General features: G+C 31.5%; 24 protein-coding genes and 4 pseudogenes. 25 read left to right on the top strand and 3 right to left on the bottom strand.

What is annotated here, in order from left to right; translation table 11 throughout:
• The first annotated feature begins 3 nt into the window (after positions 1–3).
• From M014_RS0118620 to M014_RS0118600, 3 genes are all read left to right on the top strand, one after another.
• Positions 4–459 carry a DUF6630 family protein gene (locus M014_RS0118620; RefSeq protein ID WP_026593067.1) on the top strand — a complete coding sequence of 152 codons (456 nt, stop codon included), beginning with the start codon at positions 4–6 and terminating at the stop codon, positions 457–459.
• Between the two features lie 1518 nt (positions 460–1977).
• On the top strand, positions 1978–3108 hold the full coding sequence (locus M014_RS27210) for a UDP-N-acetylmuramoyl-tripeptide--D-alanyl-D-alanine ligase (protein WP_081811085.1): 1131 nt from the start codon (positions 1978–1980) through the stop codon (positions 3106–3108).
• 359 nt (positions 3109–3467) lie between these two features.
• Positions 3468–3827, top strand: a complete 360-nt coding sequence (locus M014_RS0118600; protein WP_026593065.1) for a hypothetical protein — start codon at positions 3468–3470, stop codon at positions 3825–3827.
• Positions 3828–4426: 599 nt separating this feature from the next.
• Here the strand turns inward: M014_RS0118600 and M014_RS0118595 are convergent.
• Positions 4427–4815: pseudogene (locus M014_RS0118595) on the bottom strand (helix-turn-helix domain-containing protein); the annotation flags it as partial.
• Positions 4816–4826: 11 nt separating this feature from the next.
• Positions 4827–5225 carry an IS200/IS605 family transposase gene (gene tnpA / locus M014_RS0118590; RefSeq protein ID WP_026593063.1) on the bottom strand — a complete coding sequence of 133 codons (399 nt, stop codon included), beginning with the start codon at positions 5223–5225 and terminating at the stop codon, positions 4827–4829.
• Between the two features lie 228 nt (positions 5226–5453).
• On the opposite strand from tnpA, the gene M014_RS0118585 reads away from it, so the two are divergent.
• From M014_RS0118585 to M014_RS0118480, 22 genes and pseudogenes are all read left to right on the top strand, one after another.
• The gene (locus tag M014_RS0118585) at positions 5454–5921 is read left to right on the top strand and encodes a GNAT family N-acetyltransferase (protein ID WP_026593062.1); all 468 of its coding nucleotides are present in this window, start codon (positions 5454–5456) and stop codon (positions 5919–5921) included.
• A 171-nt stretch (positions 5922–6092) separates the two neighbouring features.
• Positions 6093–6356, top strand: a pseudogene (locus tag M014_RS30210) (amidase); the annotation flags it as partial.
• A gap of 70 nt (positions 6357–6426) precedes the next feature.
• Positions 6427–7644, top strand: coding sequence for a MerR family transcriptional regulator (locus tag M014_RS0118575; RefSeq protein ID WP_026593061.1), 1218 nt, complete (start codon positions 6427–6429; stop codon positions 7642–7644).
• Between the two features lie 118 nt (positions 7645–7762).
• Positions 7763–9058, top strand: coding sequence for an MFS transporter (locus M014_RS0118570; RefSeq protein WP_026593060.1), 1296 nt, complete (start codon positions 7763–7765; stop codon positions 9056–9058).
• A gap of 170 nt (positions 9059–9228) precedes the next feature.
• A pseudogene (locus tag M014_RS28640) lies at positions 9229–9408 on the top strand (FAD-dependent oxidoreductase); the annotation flags it as partial.
• A gap of 214 nt (positions 9409–9622) precedes the next feature.
• Positions 9623–10258, top strand: coding sequence for a hypothetical protein (locus tag M014_RS0118560; protein WP_231503970.1), 636 nt, complete (start codon positions 9623–9625; stop codon positions 10256–10258).
• A gap of 386 nt (positions 10259–10644) precedes the next feature.
• A pseudogene (locus M014_RS28635) lies at positions 10645–11569 on the top strand (pre-toxin TG domain-containing protein); the annotation flags it as partial.
• A gap of 14 nt (positions 11570–11583) precedes the next feature.
• A complete protein-coding gene (locus M014_RS29350; RefSeq protein ID WP_155924349.1) occupies positions 11584–11745 on the top strand; it encodes a hypothetical protein in 162 nt (53 codons plus the stop codon).
• A 30-nt stretch (positions 11746–11775) separates the two neighbouring features.
• Positions 11776–12189 carry a hypothetical protein gene (locus tag M014_RS0118545; protein WP_026593057.1) on the top strand — a complete coding sequence of 138 codons (414 nt, stop codon included), beginning with the start codon at positions 11776–11778 and terminating at the stop codon, positions 12187–12189.
• Between the two features lie 110 nt (positions 12190–12299).
• Entirely contained in the window at positions 12300–12581 is a 282-nt protein-coding gene (locus tag M014_RS27605) for a hypothetical protein (RefSeq protein ID WP_051588600.1), read from the top strand.
• Positions 12582–12625: 44 nt separating this feature from the next.
• On the top strand, positions 12626–12922 hold the full coding sequence (locus tag M014_RS0118535; RefSeq protein WP_026593056.1) for a contact-dependent growth inhibition system immunity protein: 297 nt from the start codon (positions 12626–12628) through the stop codon (positions 12920–12922).
• A 628-nt stretch (positions 12923–13550) separates the two neighbouring features.
• Complete coding sequence (locus tag M014_RS27190) at positions 13551–13874, top strand: hypothetical protein (RefSeq protein WP_155924348.1); 324 nt, start codon at positions 13551–13553, stop codon at positions 13872–13874.
• An 11-nt stretch (positions 13875–13885) separates the two neighbouring features.
• A complete protein-coding gene (locus tag M014_RS0118525) occupies positions 13886–14275 on the top strand; it encodes an immunity 22 family protein (protein ID WP_026593055.1) in 390 nt (129 codons plus the stop codon).
• Between the two features lie 274 nt (positions 14276–14549).
• Complete coding sequence (locus M014_RS0118520) at positions 14550–14948, top strand: AHH domain-containing protein (protein ID WP_026593054.1); 399 nt, start codon at positions 14550–14552, stop codon at positions 14946–14948.
• A 24-nt stretch (positions 14949–14972) separates the two neighbouring features.
• Positions 14973–15428, top strand: a complete 456-nt coding sequence (locus tag M014_RS0118515) for a DUF4274 domain-containing protein (RefSeq protein ID WP_026593053.1) — start codon at positions 14973–14975, stop codon at positions 15426–15428.
• A 911-nt stretch (positions 15429–16339) separates the two neighbouring features.
• On the top strand, positions 16340–16690 hold the full coding sequence (locus M014_RS0118510) for a DUF2185 domain-containing protein (RefSeq protein ID WP_026593052.1): 351 nt from the start codon (positions 16340–16342) through the stop codon (positions 16688–16690).
• Between the two features lie 604 nt (positions 16691–17294).
• On the top strand, positions 17295–17561 hold the full coding sequence (locus tag M014_RS0118505; RefSeq protein WP_026593051.1) for a hypothetical protein: 267 nt from the start codon (positions 17295–17297) through the stop codon (positions 17559–17561).
• Positions 17539–17754, top strand: a complete 216-nt coding sequence (locus M014_RS0118500; protein ID WP_026593050.1) for a nucleotidyltransferase domain-containing protein — start codon at positions 17539–17541, stop codon at positions 17752–17754. Before M014_RS0118505 ends, M014_RS0118500 begins: the two co-directional genes overlap by 23 nt.
• Before the next feature lie 109 nt (positions 17755–17863).
• On the top strand, positions 17864–18238 hold the full coding sequence (locus M014_RS0118495) for a hypothetical protein (RefSeq protein WP_026593049.1): 375 nt from the start codon (positions 17864–17866) through the stop codon (positions 18236–18238).
• Positions 18239–18324: 86 nt separating this feature from the next.
• The gene (locus M014_RS0118490; RefSeq protein WP_026593048.1) at positions 18325–18648 is read left to right on the top strand and encodes a hypothetical protein; all 324 of its coding nucleotides are present in this window, start codon (positions 18325–18327) and stop codon (positions 18646–18648) included.
• 189 nt (positions 18649–18837) lie between these two features.
• Positions 18838–19149 carry a hypothetical protein gene (locus M014_RS0118485; RefSeq protein ID WP_026593047.1) on the top strand — a complete coding sequence of 104 codons (312 nt, stop codon included), beginning with the start codon at positions 18838–18840 and terminating at the stop codon, positions 19147–19149.
• 289 nt (positions 19150–19438) lie between these two features.
• Positions 19439–19867: an SMI1/KNR4 family protein gene (locus M014_RS0118480; RefSeq protein ID WP_026593046.1), complete on the top strand. Its 429-nt coding sequence runs from the start codon at positions 19439–19441 to the stop codon at positions 19865–19867.
• Positions 19868–19996: 129 nt separating this feature from the next.
• On the opposite strand, the gene M014_RS27185 is transcribed toward M014_RS0118480, so the two are convergent.
• On the bottom strand, positions 19997–20201 hold a 205-nt coding region (locus M014_RS27185; protein ID WP_035415410.1), incomplete at its 5' end, for an IS3 family transposase.

Below are 20201 nucleotides of genomic sequence, written 5' to 3'. Positions count from 1 at the left end.
AATATGCCTGATCAAGGGATAGCGCAGATTATATTTCCTGATAGCAAGGATTTGGAAACGTTTTTGAAGGAACAAGGAAGTTATGACTTACATGAAGACCTATTAAAATATGGATTGACGACGAAACAGTTTTTATACGTTGACTATAAAGGTGAGCAATACCAAGAAATTGTCAATTTTATTCTTGATTACGAATTTGCCCACCAAATTGAATTAGCAACACAAGAAGAACTCGAGAAACTAGAAGCATTTAATTATGAATTTTTACCTGAAAAGATCAAGGAGGCCAACAAAATACTGTCACCAAAGGGGTATGGACTATTTTCATATCCAAATTCGGGCGACTTCTTCGCACTATTCATTGTAAAAATAGAGAATATAACAAAATTGCTGCAAGAAGAAGTGCTGCTCGATGATAGAATCCCTTTTCAAGAAAGGTGTATCAAGTATTATAGATAGACCTAAGATTATACGTCTTTAACCTTGACTCCGGTCAAGGTTTCCTTATAAGTTATTATCAAGATTGCATAGCTATCTAGAATGTGCTATTTTTGGCCATGTACAATTGTAAAAACCCAATGTGTTACGGTGATCGTTCATGTTCTTGCAAATTTATTTAAAACTTTTCGCATGAACATTAGTCAAAATAATAAAGATGTTTTGAATTTGGAAGGCTTGATACTAGAAATAGAAAAATAAGTTGAGAAATGTGCCTATTTTGTGGGTTACCTAAACACTGGCAAAGGTATATGCTCAATAAAGGAAGTCAATAGCGACGTTAGGAGAACGTAGTGGCTATTGACTTTTTTATTTTTACAACTGGGCTAGAAAGAAAAGCGTGAGAATTAGGCGAGATGACATTTTATTGAAAAGATATGGAATGGACTTAAAACTAATGAATTCGTACAAGCTTGTAAGTTTTAACGTAGTAGTTGTCATGGCATAAAGGTGTCATACTGTTATAATAAAACTTACAAATTTAATGCTACTTAAAAACAGATGAACTTAAAGCACTTCATTATCTATTAGATAACGAGTGCTTTTTTGCGTTTAAGCATAGCATTTAAAGGGTTCATTACAATTTTATAAATGCACCAAGTGTTAAATTTTTATAGTGATTTTTATGGCTTGTAACAGCTATGTACAGTGTATGACGGCCGTAGAGCAGAATTGTAAACAGGATTAAAATAATAATTAACCTAGGAGTATAAGCAAAAAGATGAAGTGAAGAAACTACTTTTCATTTAAATATAGTACAATCATTGCGAGACGGCAAAAATATTACCTTTGACTGCGTAAAACTAGCAGGCCTAAAAGTGGAGAAATACGGAAATGACAAAATGTATCAGCACGGCGGAAAAATGGCCGAGGGTGCAGATGACGTAACAGCTACCTTCAAAGGTGTTGAAGTAGCTAGAAACGGTGCATTGGCAACAAAGCAAGGCAAGGGTTACTGAGTGGGTTAATATGCGCCATGCAGAGAGTACTAAGTTTATGGATGGTAATATTCATGGAATTGAATTTTAAATAGAAAATAATAAAATCGCAAAATAAAGAAGATAGTTTACTACATAATATTAATAATGCAGTAAGGAGTAACCAAAAGAACATGGGAGAAACTAGTTTTGTTTTTAGTAATTTATATATGGTGGATCTTTTTTACCCAATATATTTTTCAGAAGGGTTAACGGTAACATAGAGGTAGCATGGAATAATGAATCGACGTATTCTACGGAAGGAATCACTTATATTCATCCTATTGGAATTGAATATATCAATTGAAATGTTTAATTATACTGTTAATTGTTTTATTGAGAATTTCCTGGATAATCTTCTACTTAATTTTAGACACAAAAATGATGCCGAATTCGTTTGCAAAAAAGTAAAGAACATAATTAAATAGTTGTTTTAAAACTTTGAATTCGCTTAAATATGGATGGAACTTTTAAAGGGTTTATTGACCAAATTAGATAAGAGGTGATCAGCAATGGAGATACGTTGATAGCTTTGCAACACTTAGCACGTTCTTACAGAAAGCAACTGTCTGTTGATGTAATTGGTGTTACAGGAAGTAACGGAAAGACAACAACAAAAGATTTAATTAACTCTGTACTCGGTACAACTTACAAGGTTCATAAAACACAAGGAAGTTTGAATAGCCAAATCGGTTTACCGTTAACAATTCTAGAGATTGAAGAGGATTGTGAAATAGTAGTATTAGAAATGGGGATGAGTGAACATGGGCAAATTCAACGTTTGTCAGAAATTGCTGAGCCAAATTTAGCTGTTATCACAATGATTGGACAATCGCACATACAAACATTAGGTTTAAGAGAAGCAATTGCAGATGCAAAGCTGGAAATAGTAATGAACTTAAAGGAACAAGGGCTACTTATCTACAATGGGGATGAACCACTTTTAAAAGAAAGAATTCACACATTGCCTAATGCTAATCACATTGAATTTATTAGATTTGGTGAATCTTCTTCAAATGACATTTATCCTGTGTCCATGAAAGAACATTCAACAGGGATTGATCTTACATTAAACGATGAAGTAATTTATTTCATACCTCTCCATGGAAAACATAATGTTTACAACGCTATAATTGCTATAAAAGTCGGTCAGCAATTCAATTTAGATCAACAAAGCATTAAAAAAGGGTTAAAACAAGTAGAAATAACAGAAATGCGTTTTCAAATGTTAAAAGGAAAATCAGGAACTACGATTATTAATGACGCTTGGAATGCTAGTCCTTCTTCCGTTAAGGCAGCAATAGAAACATTTGAACAACTTGTAGGATATAAGAAGAAAATTATTGTGTTAGGTGACATGTTGGAGTTAGGTCAAGAAGAAGAAAAGTATCACCGGGATATTGGTCAAATACTAAATCCAAATACAATAGATTATATTTTTACAATTAGGGAACGCGCAAAAATGATTGTACAAGAAGCAAAATTTAGATATACAAAAGGAAAAGTAAAAGCATTTCTTACAAAAGAAGAAGCTATTACAGAAATTCTCTCTGTATGTAATCCGGAAGATGCAGTCCTAGTAAAAGGCTCAAGAGGAATGGCATTAGAAGAAGTAGTCCAAGAATTAATATGACATTTCAATCTCAATAAATTATCTCCGTTAACTGTTGGTTTTGAATAAAGTTTGATTCAAAGTATGCTAAAAATGTTGTTTTTATTAAAGAAGAACTCTTCATATTTTGAAAAAAGATTGGTCAAAAATAGATTCATTGTTGTGAATTAGTGTACAAATATTATAAAAAAGGTTGACCAATTTTTTTATAAAACTTACTACAACAATATATGAATATCTTTGACTGTTTTTGTAATTTATTGTAAAATAATATACATAGAAAGGTATTTTAGGGGAAATATAGAAAGAGTATGCCTTTCAGCTTTTAAAGGGCTAAAGCATATCCTTTTTGTTATTTAAAGGGGGAGAAAGAAAAAAGTATGAAGGATTTAAAAAGAAAAAGTATTTATGTTTTATTAATAGTTATAGCAATTATGGGGTTAAGTGCTTGTGGTAAAGATCCATCAGACGATTTGCAATCTAAAAAGTGGAATGTCGTTGCTACCAATGGCGAATCATATACAGCAGAATTCGCTAAAAATACGGTTTCTTTCAAGATAGGAGCTTTCACAAGAGGGTTTACATATAAAATTAACAAAGATGAAATTAGTTTAGAAGAAGATGGGAAAGAGCCAATTGTATTTGAAGTTAAAAAAGATGGTGATGAATATAAATTTAAGGCAACAACTCCAGCTATTAAAAAGAAATTTGGAGATTTGACGTTATCACCAAGTAAATAGTAAATGAAAAGTCGAGAAAAGACTCTGTAATAATTTTACAGAGTTTTTTGTTTGGAATTATTTAAGTAATTTTTACGGTGATACATATTAGTAATATTGTTGGTTGGAAATAAAGTTTGATTAAAAATATTTACTCCCACCCTTACTCTACGGAATATAAAAAGAATCTAATTTGAAAAAAGATTAATCAAAATAGATTCTTTTCCAGTAGATTTAAGATTGGTTTTTATAAAAATGTTTGATTAAAATTACACATATTAACCTCACCATATATTTTATTTCTTTTCTTAATAAAAATATCCCCATAGATAAGTAAATCCAAAGGAATAAAACGGTGCATCTTTTTTATAAACAGTTAACCTTTGAAATAAACGATTAAACTTTATTTTAAATCCACATTAACGGAGGGAAAAAGAACAAGAGGTGTTTTCTTTTATGAAAACACCTCCGTAGTCTAATACTTTTTTCTATAGTCTAAAACATTTTTTCAATCAAATAGTAAGTGTTTTAAAAGATAAAAAACAACTGTTTACGGTATAAAAATAGTGCTATTACCAAGAGGGATTTTTTAATCCCCCTTAGGATAGCACTACACTACATTTGATATGACCATTCAGCAACATAATATTTCCGTTGACCCTATTCGTTGTATAAGATTTTCTATCCTTTTTACTTTTGAACGTTGGGAAGTCATTTTGACCACGAAAGAAATTTTATAAGCAGTTTGCAAGTTTATTTGAGCATTCGCTAATGCTAATGAATCCACTTCCTTCAACCATTCAAACCCTTCTTTGTACTTTGCAGGAGTAGGGAATTTTTGCTTTCTTAGTTCTTCCTTATTCCCTTTGTGTTTCTCATACACTTCTTTTCGTTCAGCCAACATCTTATTATATACAAATCGCACACACCCAAAAGTTTTACGAATAAGATGCGCTTGTTGTTCTGTTGGATACAAACGAAATTTATATGCTTTATTATGTGTTGTCATATCATTTCACCTCACTTTTCCCCTTGCTTTTCGATATACTTTTTTACTATTTCTATTGGTGAACCACTAGTAGTGAGTAAGCAAAAACTTCTTGACCAAAACATCTCTTTCCGAAGTTTCTTTTTCACTTGTGGAAAGTCTCTCTTGATGAGTCGAGAACTAGCACTTTTATACGCATTGATGAACTTTGTTATTTCTGTATTAGGATGTGCTTTGAATAAAATATGGACATGGTCATTGTCATGATTCCACTCAACTAAAGTTATGTTATAGCTTTCTGAGAGCCTTATAAACATATCTTTTGCATAGTTAGACATATTATCATCAAATACATTTCTTCTATATTTCACAACTAATATAAGATGATAATAAAGCGAGAATACTGAATGATTATTACTATCTAAATCCATTGATATACCAGCCTTTATACTTTATAAGACTGATTATATCGGAGTAAAAAAATAGCAAATACTTTTTGGCTATCGCCCTGCACACGCTTGAGGAAGGAGAATTCTTTCGGATAAAGCGTTAAATTTAATAAAAGAGATCACTTTAGATATACTGCCAAATTATTTTACTTATACTAATATTTGGGGTAGAGTTATTCAACAAACGGGGAGAATAAATGGGAGGGCATTATGGAATTATTTGAATATGAAGAACGATTTAAAAAACAAGTAGAAAGCTATGAATTATCTGAGGAACAGTTACAATTTACAGGTACACCAAAAAAATGTGTAGAATTATCAAAAGCTGATACTGACAGACATTCTATATTATTTCTTGCAAATAATGAGCTTGTAACATTTTTCGTGCTTCATGAAAATGCAGGTGTAAATCCTTACTCTAAAAATCCAAAAGCTATGTTATTACGAGCGTTTTCAACGGATTATTATTATCAAGGAAAGGGATATGCCAAACAATCATTATTGTTACTACCTGACTTTGTACGCAAAGAATATCCATATATTAATGAAATTGTATTAGCGGTAAATGTGAAAAACATTACTGCACAGTTATTATATAAAAAATGTGGTTTTATTGATGAAGGTGTACGAAAAATAGGGGAAAAAGGCGAACTTATTATTATGAGCTATTATTTATAAGAGAGATATTGTGAAAGATTCGACAACCAAATTAAACAGTGTAGTTTAGTGTTTTCTAAATAAACTACACTCATTATAAAATATTTATAGACTAAAAGGTGCTTTTTGTGTAAAAGTCGAGTAACTCCCAAATATACAATAAAAGTTGATTTTGGAGTTACTTGACGTTTACTTTATTACTCACAAAATGAAGGAATAGATTTTGCGCTTCAAACATATAACCTAGATGCCATTTTATTCCTGGCATATGTAGAGTCTACTCTTTCTGCAGAAGCAGGTTATCCATCAATTGCTTTACCAGCAGGATATATGGAAAATGAGCGTCCATTTGGTATTACTTTTGCTGGGACGGCATTTAGTGAGAAAACTTTAATGAAGATTGGTTATGCCTTTGAGCAAACAATAAAGTTTCGGAAACCTCCTAGTTTAATATAGAAAGTATAGTTGTTTTTGATGTAAGAAAAGCAGAACTGATGAATAAAAAATATATATGGGTAGTGGTAAAGTGAAGATTGGTAAATTTGGAGAGGTCAATAAATTAAGTATTAATACAATTAGGCATTATATGGACTTAGGATTGATTGTACCTGAAAAGAAGGGAGGGCATTATTTTTTTGATGAGAGTTGTCAAAACGATTTAGAGATTATTTTGGAATTTAAAGGCATGGGATTTAGTTTAAAAGAAATTAAACAATTTTTTCTATATAAAAATTTTGGTAAATTCACGGATTATGAAAATGATACGTACTATCAATCTTTATTTATGGATAAATATAAGCAGGTTGAGCAGGAAATAAATAATTTAGTAGAAATAAAGGACAATTTAAAGACGAAATTAGATGAAATATTAGCGGAATCTAAAGGTTCAAGCTTAATGATGGGAATTGATTTAAAAGTACTTGATTTGCTGAAATGTTTAAGGTGTAGCGAAAAACTTATTCTTCAAGATGGGATCATTCATAGAAATCAAATTATGGAAGGAAAGTTAATTTGCGATTGTGGTGAAGAATATCTTGTTGAATCAGGTATTTTAAAAATTGGTAATGCATTTCAAGCAACTTCTGGCCCCCATCTTGAAGAATTTGTTCTTGAATATATACATGAAACTGATCCAGCTTATTTGGAGAATATGAAAAAAGTTGGAGAATGGTCAATGAGGAAACTAGGTCAATTAGACTTAAATAATAAAGTATTACTTGAGTTAGGATCCGGAGTTGGTTTTTTTCTGCGAAATGTTTTTCGGGAATTACCGGAAAATTGCTTGTATATTGCTGTTGATCGCAACCTAGAGCGGCATCGATTTTTAAAAGGTGTATTAGAGAGAACAGGTTTAAATAGAAACATGCTCTTTATTTGCGCTGATTTTTTACATATACCTATACAGGATCAATCTGTCGATGTCGTGATTGATCATTCAGGTACTAGTAATTACAGCTTCGAACATGAGGAGTTTTTGCTTCGCGAAGTGGATTTTCTATTTAATCCTAATTGTTACATATTGGGATCATATATTGCTTTTAAAAATTTTAGCACCAAAAGCAAAATCGAAGCTAGATTTAGAGACAACTTTATAGCTAGAAAAATTAGGGGAAACATCACTGATTTAAAGTATATTCCTCTTGAGGAAAGGACTTCTGAATATATTGATCGAGGTGGAAAGTACGAAAATTTCTTTGTGCAGGGGGAAGAAATTTATTCATATTCATTTTTGGGAAAAAGATAGGGTTAACCCTATCTTTTTTCATTTTTTCCTAAAAATTTATGGATTACACCTATTGATATTGGGTTCACCCGGCAGCTTAACATTTGTTGTATAAAAAGTTAAGTGAGGTGGAGGATTAATGGAAGCACTACAAATGAGTGTAAGTAATGAAAAGAACAAAAAAGAAATGAAAAACCTATTTCTCTATTCTACAGGAAAAACTATCTCGATATTTGGTACGGCTATTTATAACTTTGCGCTAGGATTATACGTTTTAAAGCAGACGGGCTCGGCGTTAAGCTTTGCAGTTACTCTTATACTAGGAATTATTCCGATGGTTATCATCAATCCGTTTGCTGGGGTGATTGCGGATAAGATCAATAAAAAGACATTAGTTATTTGTATGGATCTTCTTAGTGGAATCTTGTTGGTTTCCGTTTATATATTATGTATGAAATATGAATTGAATTTACTTATCATTTACGTCACTACGTTCCTGTTGACGGTGTTTACTACTTTCTTTGGAATAGGTTTAGAAGCTGCGAAGCCAAACATTGTATCTGAAAAAATGTTGATGAATATTAATTCCATTAGTAAAATAATCGACTCAATCTCTTTAATTATGGGACCTATGTTAGGCGGAATTGTTTTTGCTATCTTTGATATGAGAACTTTTATTATCATAAATGGAGTTTCTTTTCTCTTTTCTGGATTATCGATGATGTTTATTCATTTCAAGCTTTTCAATCATCAATTAAATGAAGATCATTTAATTGGGAAAATTCATTTGATTAGAGATATGAAGGATGGATTTAACTATATATTTGAAAGAAAGAGTATTAAAAGCATGTTTATGCTCTTAATATTAATTAATTTTTTTCTCGGCTTTGCTGTGACTGTCCCATTACCGTATATGATTAATACAGTTCTAAAGTTTGGAGCAAAGGAGTTTGGTATAATCCAAGGGGCCTTTCCGCTGGGGATGATTATAGGAGCTTTATTAGTAAAGAAAATCACAGAAAGAATTTCCTACTCCATTCTTTTAAAATATATAAGCATCGCTTTATCGATTCTTATGATTTTATTAGGAGTTCCAGTTATGCTGAAAAGCTTACAACTGAACTCTATCGTTTTTACCTGTTATTTCATTACTGTCTTGTTCTTGTTTGGGTTATTCATAGCGCTAATTGATATCCCTCTCGCTTATTTTATGCAAAAAGAGATTCCAGATGAATATAGAGGTAGAGTCCTAAGCATTGGCATTAGTATCGCGAAAATCATGCTTCCTATAGCGATGATTTCATCAGGAGCTCTATTAAATATCCTTCCTTCTTATGTCATGCCTATTGCAGGAGGAGTGTTATTCCTTCTATTAAATATGCGTTTAGCGAATAAGGTGAACTTTGAACTAACTTCAAAAAATATAAGTATTTAATTTGCTATAACGCCGGATTATTGTGTAATAAAAGTAGTGTTATAGTTGAAAAAATCCCATTTCAGTATACTTAATAAAGAAATTTATCTTAAAGATAAAAGTGTATTTGATCATTTATAGATCAAATTTTTGGAACGTATGAAAGAATGAAAAAGGAAAAAGTGTTAGAAATGAAAACGTATATTGTAATTGGGGCTGGAATTCTCGGGGCATCTACTGCTTATCATCTTGCAAAAGCAGGAGTTCGAGTTACATTGGTTGATCGTCAAGATTTAGGGCAAGCAACGAATGCTGCAGCGGGGATTATCTGTCCTTGGCTATCACTGATGTACAAAAATTATTGGATACGGCGTATTCATCTTCTAAAAATAAGCAGCTTTACAATATTTATGATGGAAAGCTTATAAAATTTCAACCAGATGGAGAAATTGGCCGGCATCCATATGAAGTTATGAATCCTGCTAAAGAAGTACCTGCTGATGTATTAAGACAGTTACTTAAAGATGAGAAGCTTACGAAAGCAGAATACAAAAGACTATTAAAAAATAAATGAGGTGCATTTTTTTGGGGATATATGGAGATAAGAATATATTTGCTATTCAATATGAATTTGAAGAGAATCCATTTCATGAAAATAGACTGATTGGTGAGACATGGGGGAGTTTTAAATTATTTGTTCATGGAAAAGATCTTTGCCAATATGAAAGAGAGAACATTGTAATGACTTTTCAATGGAATTTGCTTTATATTGTTGAATGGTTTAGTGAAAATCTTAAGTATATTTTGAGTGATAAACCATTCCCTCTTCCTGTTGAAGGGAAAAATTCTCTTGAGCTTATAGATAATTGCTTGTTGTTTGATTCAGACAATGATGATGAATTTGATGCATGGTTTGATAAAAAGCAAGAATGGGAGTTTCAACACTCTTGGTTTTCAAGTAGAGGTGGATCTTTTTTACCCGATGTATTTTTCAGAAGGGTTAACGGTAATATAGAGGTTGCATGGAATAATGAATCGACGTATTCTTCGGAAGGAATCATTTTCATTCATTCTAATGGAATTGAATATATATCAATTGAAATGTTTAATCATACTGTTAAATGTTTTATTGAGAATTTCTTGGATAATCTTCTACTTAATTCTAAACACAAACATGATGCCGAAATCGTTTGCAAAAAAGTAAAGAACTTAATTAAATAGTCGTTTTAATACTTTGAATCGCCATGTATCTTTAAGTTTTTTATAACTAAAATAATTTTATAGTTTTATAGTTAAAGATAATTCGATGTGATATGTTTTTAAGGTGGTAAGAGCTCGTCCAATTGGGTGAGTGGGAAATAACAAATGGAATTGTAAGGTATAACTAATCTTCTGTTTTTTATGTGATCAATATTAAATCAAGAAATTCTATTTGGTTACACTTATCTCTGGCATATAGGATGACGGAATTTTTTATTTTAATAATGTTTGTGTATAACATGAATAATTTATATTATCACTACTTTGATATTTTAGAGGGTATGCACAGCATACCCTTTTTTGTTTGTATAATAGAATAGCGATAACTGCTATTGCAGAATAAATAATCAGAAAAAAATAATAGAGAACACATTGCCCAAAAGTTTCGTCAAGTAGAAAAAGTAAAAGAAACACCGAAAAAGGAAAAGAAAGAAGAAAAATCGTGGTGGGAAAAAGGATTAGATGAAGTCGCTGAGTTTATCGGTGTAAACGATGCGATTAGAGCAATTACAGGTACAGACCCACGGACAGGAAAAGAGCTATCTGCAAAAGAAAGACTCATTGCGGCAGGTTGGACGCTTTTGAACATTATTCCGGTTGGAAAAGTCCTCAGTCTTGCTGGAAAAGCAATTAAATATGGCGGAAAAATGGTCGTAGGAGCAATCAAAAAAGGCGGAAAACCTTCTTGATGGAGCGAAGAAAGTGCCAAGTAAAGTAGAAGAAGGCGTATCCTTCGTTGCTTCTAAGGCAAAGGGTCTTGCTAATAAAGTAGGAGACCTGTGGAATAAAGGGAAAACAACAGTTAAAAATACTTTTGTCCAAGCAGATAAAAAACTCCAACATGCGATTAAAACATTGGTAGAATATGAGTGGATTCCTGGAGGACATGCCTTTTCGATGGCAGGTGGAGGGAAAGCCGGAGGATCGCACTCTCTGAAAGATGCTTATCAGTATGTGAAGGAGACTGGGGAGAAGGTTTTTCGTGGTGGAGGTAGTAATACTAACCGAACTATTATTAGTTCTGAAATGGAAGAGAAGCTATTATATGGTCAAAGGAAAGCACCACCTAAAAATGATTTCATAGGTGGACATTCCCCAAACATAAATAATACACATCCTAACTATGCAGTTGAAGAGATAACAGTTAATGTAGATGGAACGAGGAGTGTTAAATTCACTACCCAATTTTCTGATGGGAATTTAGCGAAAATTAAATCAAGCACTTTATTTCCAAGTACATGGAGTAATCAGCAAATTATTAATAGTGTATAAAAGAGGTTGGACATATGCCTGCAATTGGACAAAGAGCAAGAGATGGTGCCACCCTTCATAGAGATACAATTAATGGTGTTCAAATAGAAGTGATTAAAATAGGTGATGAAGTTGTATCTGGATATCCAACTGGTGGAGGTGCTACACAGCTTTTAACCGGTTTTACTACACCTTAATATTTATAGATAATTAAAGGAGATTTTTAAATGTATAAAGAATTTGAGGAGTATCTTTTTGGATATTTTACAGACGGCTATTGGTATGATCAAGGATTTTCAATTGCTCAAGAAATGTTACTGGAATTCTCTTCTCATGATTGGGAAGAATTACTTAATTCGGCAGTAACCAAACCTTTAGAGTGGCAGCGGAAATTAGCCTACTGTCTGGATAATGAATGTAGTATGAATGAATTGAAAGTGCTATTAAGAATGTTGGATACAGACGATAAAGAACTATTCGAAATATGCGTAGATACGTTGAGAAGCTTCACAAGTCCAGAAAGTAAACAGCTTATATTGGAAAATCCATCAATTATGCAGCGAGTAAGTGATTTAATTCCACAAGTTGGTGTGGCAACTAGAAAAATATTAGAAGACTTCCTTAGTAAGGTTCAATCGTAGTAACATAAGGGCCACGCTGCACATAGACAAAAGAAAGAGAATCCATGGAATTAATCCTCCTATGGGTTCTCTTTTTCAAGTAGACCGTATGCTGGCTTGTTGAAAATAACTTGCCTGTATTAAAATGCGATTATATTAATTATCCAGAGAAATTAGAAGCTTTGTATTCATTAGGAATCCAACTTAAATTACTTGGAGCTACCTTGGCTATTTTTGAGGATGATAGAGAAATATCTTTAGAAATAGTGGAAAATCAGATTGAATCACATAAAAAAATATTGAAAAGATACAATGGTGATGGGAAAATTAATGGTAGGAGTGTAACAAGAGGTTCTGATGTGATTGATAATGTTACAAATGCAAAAATTATACTTAAAAAAGAAAAATGGTGAATTTCTTTTAACAGGTTATTCAATAAAATAAAGGAGGTTGTTGTATGGATGGCAGTTATGATGTTTTTGAAGAATTGGGCGATTTCTTAGGTGGAACATTTCATCAAGATATGAATTCGCCTGAAGAAGCATTGGAAGAGTTTATATGTGAATCTAGTAAGGAATGTTTGTTGTTTACAATTAAGTATTGTGAAGAGTTTTTAAACAGTGAAATAACAGTGCAAGAAAAGGGGGATTTTATAGAATCAAATGCGGAAATTTATTTTCCTGCAATCGGATTAACTCCGGTGCAATGGTTAATAAGTACAGTGGAACAAATGAAAAAAGCTTATGATTTTTAATTTGAATATAAAAAAACATGTAAAGATGCATGGAAAATAAAGTATAGTTGAAGTGTACAGATAAAGAAATGATCATTTTGAGGAATATACTCCATGATAGTTATACCATCATAGAGTATATGTTGTAGGCCTATAAGAAAACAAGACACACGAGTCTAGGCGAGATGACATTTTACTGAACGACGAATATAAAGACATGGAATGAACATAAAACTAATGAACTCGTATAAGCTCGTAAGTTTTAATGTAATACTTGTCACGATATATATAAGGGGCCATACTGTTACTATAAAACTTACAAATTTAATGTTATTTAAAAGCATATGGACGTAAAGCACTTGATTATCTACAATAGAAAAAACGAGTGCTTTTTTGTATTTTAGAATGAAAACTGAAAAGAGTATTATAATTTTATAAGTGCACTAAGGGTACGGATGATGCTACAGTAAAAAAACAAACTCCAAATCAAAGGAAATCGGAAGTTATTCAAAATAATTTTGTTAAAGTTACATCTCGTACTAATATTTATAGTCCAAAAGATATTCCTAGTGTAAGAGATGGTGAATTTATTAAGTGGTTTGACAATATAACTTTAGATGAATTAGAGATAGCGTGGGCTAATCCTGAAGTGAAAAAAGTAATTTCTTCAAGATTGAGATCGCCTGGAAAATTACATGAATGGTTAATGATTGCAAGAGCACCTACTTTTAAAAGATGGGGTATAAGTGCTAAACAAATTCAAGAATTGAGAACAACAACAAAAGATGTTGAGTTTATTAATCCACCAGGAAAACATCATCGTGCACCGGGTTCTAAGCGAGCGCATAATGAGATATTAGAGATAATAGACACATCACTTGACTATGATACATTTGTAAGAAGGTTACAGGTGTGGTCTCATTATAGATACAAGGGTGGAGTAGAAGGGTTACCAGGTACTCTAAAAAAATGAGGAGTGATAATATGGAATATAGTGGAATAGTTTCAGTGTGGTTTGGAGTTTCTAAATCGTTTGAGAATCTTGAGGAGTATGTTGACATAGAATATACGGAAGATGGAGATTCAATAGACTCAAAGTTTGGGACAAACTTTGAATTTGGTTATTATGATGAAGATAACATTGAAATTTGTTTTTATGAAGATCCTAAAAATAATGTAGACGATATTTTAAATGATTTTTCTTATAGTGAACTAATTATCCCAAAAATAAAAGAGTTAATAAATGGTGATAATTTAGCATACAGTATTAATTCTGTGATTGTACTCTATGATTTTAAATACAATGAAGTGAAAAGTGGAGATGAATCCGAAAATATAGAAATTAAATTTATTGGTACTGTACCATACAAGTAGTTTGTACAAGTTCGTTAGTTTAAACGTACTATTTACCATGAAATACAAAAGATTTCATATTATCAGTATCAAATGATTGTACGTACAAACTTAAAGTGACTAGTGACTTGAAAACTTAGAAAACATGTGAACTTAAAGCACTTGATTGCTATGATAGGCAACAAGTGCTTTTTATTTTAAGATTACAACAAAGGGTACGGGTGAAGGTAGTAGGATTATTCCTGGTACTCCGGGTGTTGTAACAGGAGGAAACTCTACTAAATTAGGAAAAAATATGATGACAGAAATGGGGCTTAAACGTTCAACAAAATGGAGTGGATATCAAGCACAGCATATTATTCCTTCTGAAATGGCAGATAACCCTGTAATTAAAAAGATAGGTATGAACTTTGATGACTCATCAAACGGTATTTTTCTAAGGGTACCAGATGATAATATAAGTACAATGGCTAGACACAGAGGATATCATTCTGTTTACAATGAAGTAGTTGCAAGAGTGTTAAATAAAATGGATATTAACCAAAGTATTGATAGTTTACAACAGCAGGTATATGATTTGCAAAAAAATTTAAGGAAATTACAGGGGAATGGTTTACCATTGTACCCAAGCCAAGGTGCAACAGTAGGACTTTGGGAAAGAAAGCTAAAACAATTGGAAATACAAAATAAGTGAATATCAGTAAGGTGGTAAGGTGTAATGGAAAATAAAGATATTAGTTTGCTTGAAGAATTACTTTATAATACAAATAAAGAGGATACAATTAGCCGAATAAAGAATATAGATAATCCAATAATCCTTCATTGTTTTGCAGCAAATTATAATTGGAATAGTGGATTTGATATACCAAATGCAATTCTTGAAAATAAAGATTGCGACTTAGGAACGGGATTACTAATGTTTCATTATGCGGATGGATATCGACTATTAGAAAGTCCAGAGGAAGTTTCGAATTCTCCATTACAAGAATGGAAGGTTTTTATATTAAAACTTCAAAATAAAATTATGAATTTGGAGTTTAAAACACAAAATATATCATTTAACCCTGAATTAACAAAAATTCAAATATTCAAGTTAAAAAAAAGCAACCCAAGTATTTCAGATATTCTTATTAGTGAGTCACCAGGAAATATAATTGATATTCCTAAAATATAAATAAACATTAAAAACTCATTACAGTAAATAAATGAGTTTGGTTATAGTGATTTTATAAAGCTTACTAGACTAATTTGTATATATATGTACGGATATGATAAAGTTCGTGGTGCTAAATTTAAATACGCACAAGTGTATATGAATAAAAAATAAAGTATATGTGAAGTAGATAGAAAAAATAAAAGGGTGTTTGAAAATATATACTCCATGATGGTTGTACCATCATGGAGTACTGTGTGCAATGATAGGGTAGAAAAACGAAGTACGAGCTTGGGCGAGATGATATTTTACTGGGTGATGAATATAAACACATGGAATGTATATTAAACTAACGAACTCGTACAAACTCGTAAGTTTTAACGTAGTAGTTGTCGTGATATACAAAAGGTGTCATACTGTTACTACAAAACTTACAAATTTAATGCTACTTAAAAGAAGATAAACTTAAAGCACTTGATTGTCAACTAAAGGCAACGAGTGCTTTTTTGTGTTTTAGCGTAGAAATAAGTTGGTACACATATAATTTTATAAGTGTATTAAGTGTTAAATTTTATAGACTGTAATGGCTTTGTACAGTGTACGACAATACTAGAGAAAAAATGACGAAAATCAAACTGTTTTACATGTTTTGTTAGGGCAACGTAACAATGACCTAGAGGCAACCTATAAATTGTGCCAGAGGTTTATAGAAAAAGGTGTTAATATTAATGAAAAGGATAAAAATGGACAAGTAGCGCTATACTATATAATCTGAATGAATAAAACTAATGAAGCATTGACTAATCTTTATGATTTATGGTTTTCTCAATTTAATCTAGATATAATCTCTAAAGATAAGACAGATTGTTCACCTTTGAAATATGCTGAGAAATATCCCTATAGGTCAAAACTAGTTGAAAAGATGAAAAGCTATGCCTCAAAATGAACCTGTTGAATTTATAAAAAATGCTGGTGCCTCTATTGTCTCTAAAAATATTTTAAGTGGTAAGGGACATTTGAAATGGATACTGAGAGAAGAATCTATAGATAAAGTTGATAATGGATGGCGTTTTTTTTCAGATATTGATAATGATGAATTTATTAATAATCCAGACAACCTAGCAGTATGTGATTTTAACACAGTTGCCAATATCAATCTGGCAATAATTGGGATCTATTTATTACCAGTAGGTAGTGATTTACAATTAGTTTCTGAAGAAGGAAAAATAACTTTTTGGGACAATATGTCTGGTGAAGAAGTGGAACCTAAATCCCAGATATAATCTTTGCACCTGTATTGCAAATTTACTAGATTTTCAGGGTGAAGAATGTTTTAAAAGAACAAGATGAAATATTAAAGCAAACGGTGGGCATGTTAAGCTAGAGCTGCTAGAGGAACTGACTAAGGTTTAGCTATTTTGTGAGTTTCTCGATCAACGGTAAAGAAACATATCCACTTTACAACGTTATTTAATGAAGTTTTTGTCTATACGATCTGAACTGGAAGATGTAATTAGTCTTCCAGTTTTTTATTTTAAATAAAAAAATATATAATGAGTAGAAAGAAATATAAAAAAACTAGAAAAGCTATAAAACATTATTCAAAAGTTTCATCAAGCAACTGAATTTTTCTATGTAAACGACAGTATCAGGGTATTTACTGATAGAGATCCCGTTATTGGAAATTGTAATTAAGTATGGCGAAAAAAAGCTGGAAAAGCCCTTCTTGATGGAGCGAAGAAAGTATCAAGAAAGCTACATGAAGGTGTATCTTTCTTGGCATCAAAGACAAAAGGGTTAAGTAATAAAATAGGGGATCTATGAAATAAAGGGTAGACAAAGGTTAAAAATGATTTTATAGAAGTTGGTAAGGAATTTCGTTATGCTATGAAAAAATTGGGAGAGTATGTGCCGGAATTTGGTGGAGGCCTTGCCTTTGAGACACAAGGTGCAGGCAAGATTCCTAGTGGAGGAAAGAACCTGCTGAAAGATGCGTATCAGAATGTGAAAGATACTGGTGAGAAGGATGTTGGTAATGGAGCTAACGGTTTAAAAATTCCTCAGGGATTAACAGAAGATCAGTTTTCCAATATGAGTAACTTATTAAAGAGGGAATCAGGAAACATAAGTGATGACATTTTTTGTACAAGGTAGTAGAGCAGGAGGAACTGCAAAATTAACATCAGATATTGATATAGGTGTCCGTGTAAGTAAAGAGCAATTTGAAGGACATGTAAAAAAATATTTTGGAACTCCAAATCCAGGTTCTGTAAAAGAAAGAACTATGCTTCATGCTTTAGAGAGTGGAAAAATTCAAGCGGGTGAAGCTAAATTGAGAGGACTCTGAAAAGAAATAGAAAATCTATTAGGGATAGAAGCTGATGTCTCTATAATTTTAGAGCGTGGAAAATTTGATAACCCACCATATATACCTATTAAATAAGGAGGAATATAGGTTGGAAGATTTATATTGTAAAGTTTTTATAAATACTATTCAATCAATTAAAGAGTTAACTGAAAAAATTTCTTTTTGTTTACATTTGGAACATGATAAATTTTTTTCTATAGAAGGTGATTATTTCAGTGTTGATGTTATAAAAAATAAAGAATTTGATGAAGAAAAATCGAAAGAATTTCCAGATGGCTTTCTTTACTTTCCATATTTTTTAGATATTGATACATCTGATTGTAATAAAAGCAGCGATTATAAAAAAGAAATCAGAAAATTACTTGTGTTTTTGTGGAAAGAGGGTTATCAAGTAGTTGCCTCATGTGATTTTGAAAATGAACTACCATATAAAGGTGGATATAATCAAGGAATAAAATATTAAAATTTATAATTGTAATTGCTTATTTTGCTAGATTCTGAGGGGATAGAAATGTAGATGGAAAATTAACTAAGTGGGAGTTGAATACTATGTTTGAAAGTATTGATTTTCGACCAGGTGAAGTAGCTTATGATGGTTTTGACCGAAGGATTTTAGAAGGATTTGATGAAGAAAGTGATTTATTGACAGATGATATGCTTTTAGTGAAGTATCCATTTAATTATGCAATTGACATAGGTTGGCACGGAGGTTTGAAAACATTTTTATTATATGTTACACAAAATTCCGATTGGGATGACCCTGTTGAAAAAAGGATATGTAGCGATTTAAATTCATTAAAAATAAATTTAATGGAGTGTATAAATAATATTAGAAGATTAGTTGATGAAGAAAAAATACTTCAAGATAGATAGTTCGATAATGTAGTTTGAATAGTATTAGAAAGCAGTCTTTCTCTGCAGCAGGTATATAGATATAGTTGTGGAGGGAAAGGGTTTAGAGAGTTTCGTGAAACTCCAAAGAGTAACTATGAATCAAAGTTAAAATTTGATTCGAAAAATGGATGATTTCCTGATGCAACTAAACAACCATAGGAGGAAAAAATGCTTAAAGATAAAATGAAGTCAATATTGAAAGAAAGAAAAATCAAGGCATTAAATGATGATTATGGAATTCAAGAATGCTGGAAAAAAATAACTGATACTTTGTCTGAAAATGAAAGTGAAACTATTCAATATTTAAAACAGTGTGATAAAGAGGACTTGTATTGGATTAGCGAAGTATTTGAGGATATATCTGAAATTTTACAGAGTCCTCAATTTATTACTTGTTTGAGGACTCTAGATAAAACGTTTCCGGAATTAGATTTGACTCATGATATTGATATAGCTGAAAGCTATTTAGTAAAAGAATAGTTTATTTCGAAACATTTAATGTGCCCTTTGATGGTGAGTATGGTAGAAAGTATAAGAGAGTTTATGGAATCCCAATTAAATAAATGTTTTTCGTTAGAATGAATCATATTTTGTTAATTAAAGATTACTATAGTGCAGCATTAGAACAAATTAAAAGATTAAAAGCTAAATGCATGTAACATGAATGTTTTCAAGACTCAATATTTATTCATAGTTAATTAAGCTATATTTGATTAAATTAGGAAAACAATGAAAGATCATCAATTAAAGAAAGGAAATGGGGCATATCATGAGAGAAATCAAGTGGTTATTTTCAGAAGAAATAGTAGATGAACAAATAATAAATAAAATAGAGAAATCGTTTGGAGTAAACTTTCCAAGCGATTATAAAGAATGTGTTAAAAAATATAATGGCGGATATCCAGAGCCAAATACTTTTGAATTTGTAACTGGGGGAGAAGGTGTAATAAATGATTTATTAAGTTTTACAAGTGAAGAAATGAATATAGGGATGTTTTACGATCCTATACAGCCTGAGATAGAGGGGATTATTCCTTTTGCGAAAGATCCTTTTGGAAATCTAATATGTTTTGACTATCGTGCGGATAAATTATCACCAACAATTGTATTTTGGGATCATGAGGAAGAAGGAGAAGCAGCTATAGAGATTATTTGTCATACATTTTCAGAGCTATTAGATGGATTACATGATGATTAAAAATCTAATAAAGTAATAGAAAAAGTAAAGGGAATACATATGAATTTAGAATATACATGTATCTTCTAAAAAAGAACCTTCGTGGTAATATTGAAGTGAACCCTGAAAATGGGACACACATCAAAACACCTAAACTACCTGTCCCTTATATTCTTTAGGGGGTAGGTAGTTTAATTTTTCCTGAATTCGCACACAATTGTAGTAATGAATGTATTCTAACACAGTCTTTCGCACAGTTGTGTTGGATACTTTTGTTAGATTTTGTGAGTAGAAAGCTTCGCTTTTCAAATGTCCAAAGAAGCTTTCCATGACGGCATTATCATGGCAGTTTCCT

Source organism: Bacillus sp. UNC437CL72CviS29, assembly GCF_000482345.1.
GTDB classification, from domain to species: Bacteria; Bacillota; Bacilli; order Bacillales; family Bacillaceae_G; genus Bacillus_A; species Bacillus_A arachidis.
This window is presented reverse-complemented; position numbering and strand designations above follow the sequence as displayed.

Coding starts and splice junctions, on each gene's coding strand:
- M014_RS0118515 (WP_026593053.1), top strand. CDS start 14,973: ATGGAAAATAAAGATATTAGTTTGCTTGAAGAATTACTTTATAATACA.
- M014_RS0118490 (WP_026593048.1), top strand. CDS start 18,325: ATGTTTGAAAGTATTGATTTTCGACCAGGTGAAGTAGCTTATGATGGT.
- M014_RS0118480 (WP_026593046.1), top strand. CDS start 19,439: ATGAGAGAAATCAAGTGGTTATTTTCAGAAGAAATAGTAGATGAACAA.
- M014_RS0118510 (WP_026593052.1), top strand. CDS start 16,340: ATGCCTCAAAATGAACCTGTTGAATTTATAAAAAATGCTGGTGCCTCT.
- M014_RS0118525 (WP_026593055.1), top strand. CDS start 13,886: ATGGAATATAGTGGAATAGTTTCAGTGTGGTTTGGAGTTTCTAAATCG.
- M014_RS0118520 (WP_026593054.1), top strand. CDS start 14,550: ATGATGACAGAAATGGGGCTTAAACGTTCAACAAAATGGAGTGGATAT.
- M014_RS0118585 (WP_026593062.1), top strand. CDS start 5,454: ATGGAATTATTTGAATATGAAGAACGATTTAAAAAACAAGTAGAAAGC.
- M014_RS0118545 (WP_026593057.1), top strand. CDS start 11,776: ATGTATAAAGAATTTGAGGAGTATCTTTTTGGATATTTTACAGACGGC.
- M014_RS0118500 (WP_026593050.1), top strand. CDS start 17,539: ATGACATTTTTTGTACAAGGTAGTAGAGCAGGAGGAACTGCAAAATTA.
- tnpA (WP_026593063.1), bottom strand. CDS start 5,225: ATGGATTTAGATAGTAATAATCATTCAGTATTCTCGCTTTATTATCAT.
- M014_RS0118485 (WP_026593047.1), top strand. CDS start 18,838: ATGCTTAAAGATAAAATGAAGTCAATATTGAAAGAAAGAAAAATCAAG.
- M014_RS29350 (WP_155924349.1), top strand. CDS start 11,584: ATGCCTGCAATTGGACAAAGAGCAAGAGATGGTGCCACCCTTCATAGA.
- M014_RS0118600 (WP_026593065.1), top strand. CDS start 3,468: ATGAAGGATTTAAAAAGAAAAAGTATTTATGTTTTATTAATAGTTATA.
- M014_RS0118620 (WP_026593067.1), top strand. CDS start 4: ATGCCTGATCAAGGGATAGCGCAGATTATATTTCCTGATAGCAAGGAT.
- M014_RS0118505 (WP_026593051.1), top strand. CDS start 17,295: ATGAAAAAATTGGGAGAGTATGTGCCGGAATTTGGTGGAGGCCTTGCC.
- M014_RS0118535 (WP_026593056.1), top strand. CDS start 12,626: ATGGATGGCAGTTATGATGTTTTTGAAGAATTGGGCGATTTCTTAGGT.
- M014_RS0118570 (WP_026593060.1), top strand. CDS start 7,763: ATGGAAGCACTACAAATGAGTGTAAGTAATGAAAAGAACAAAAAAGAA.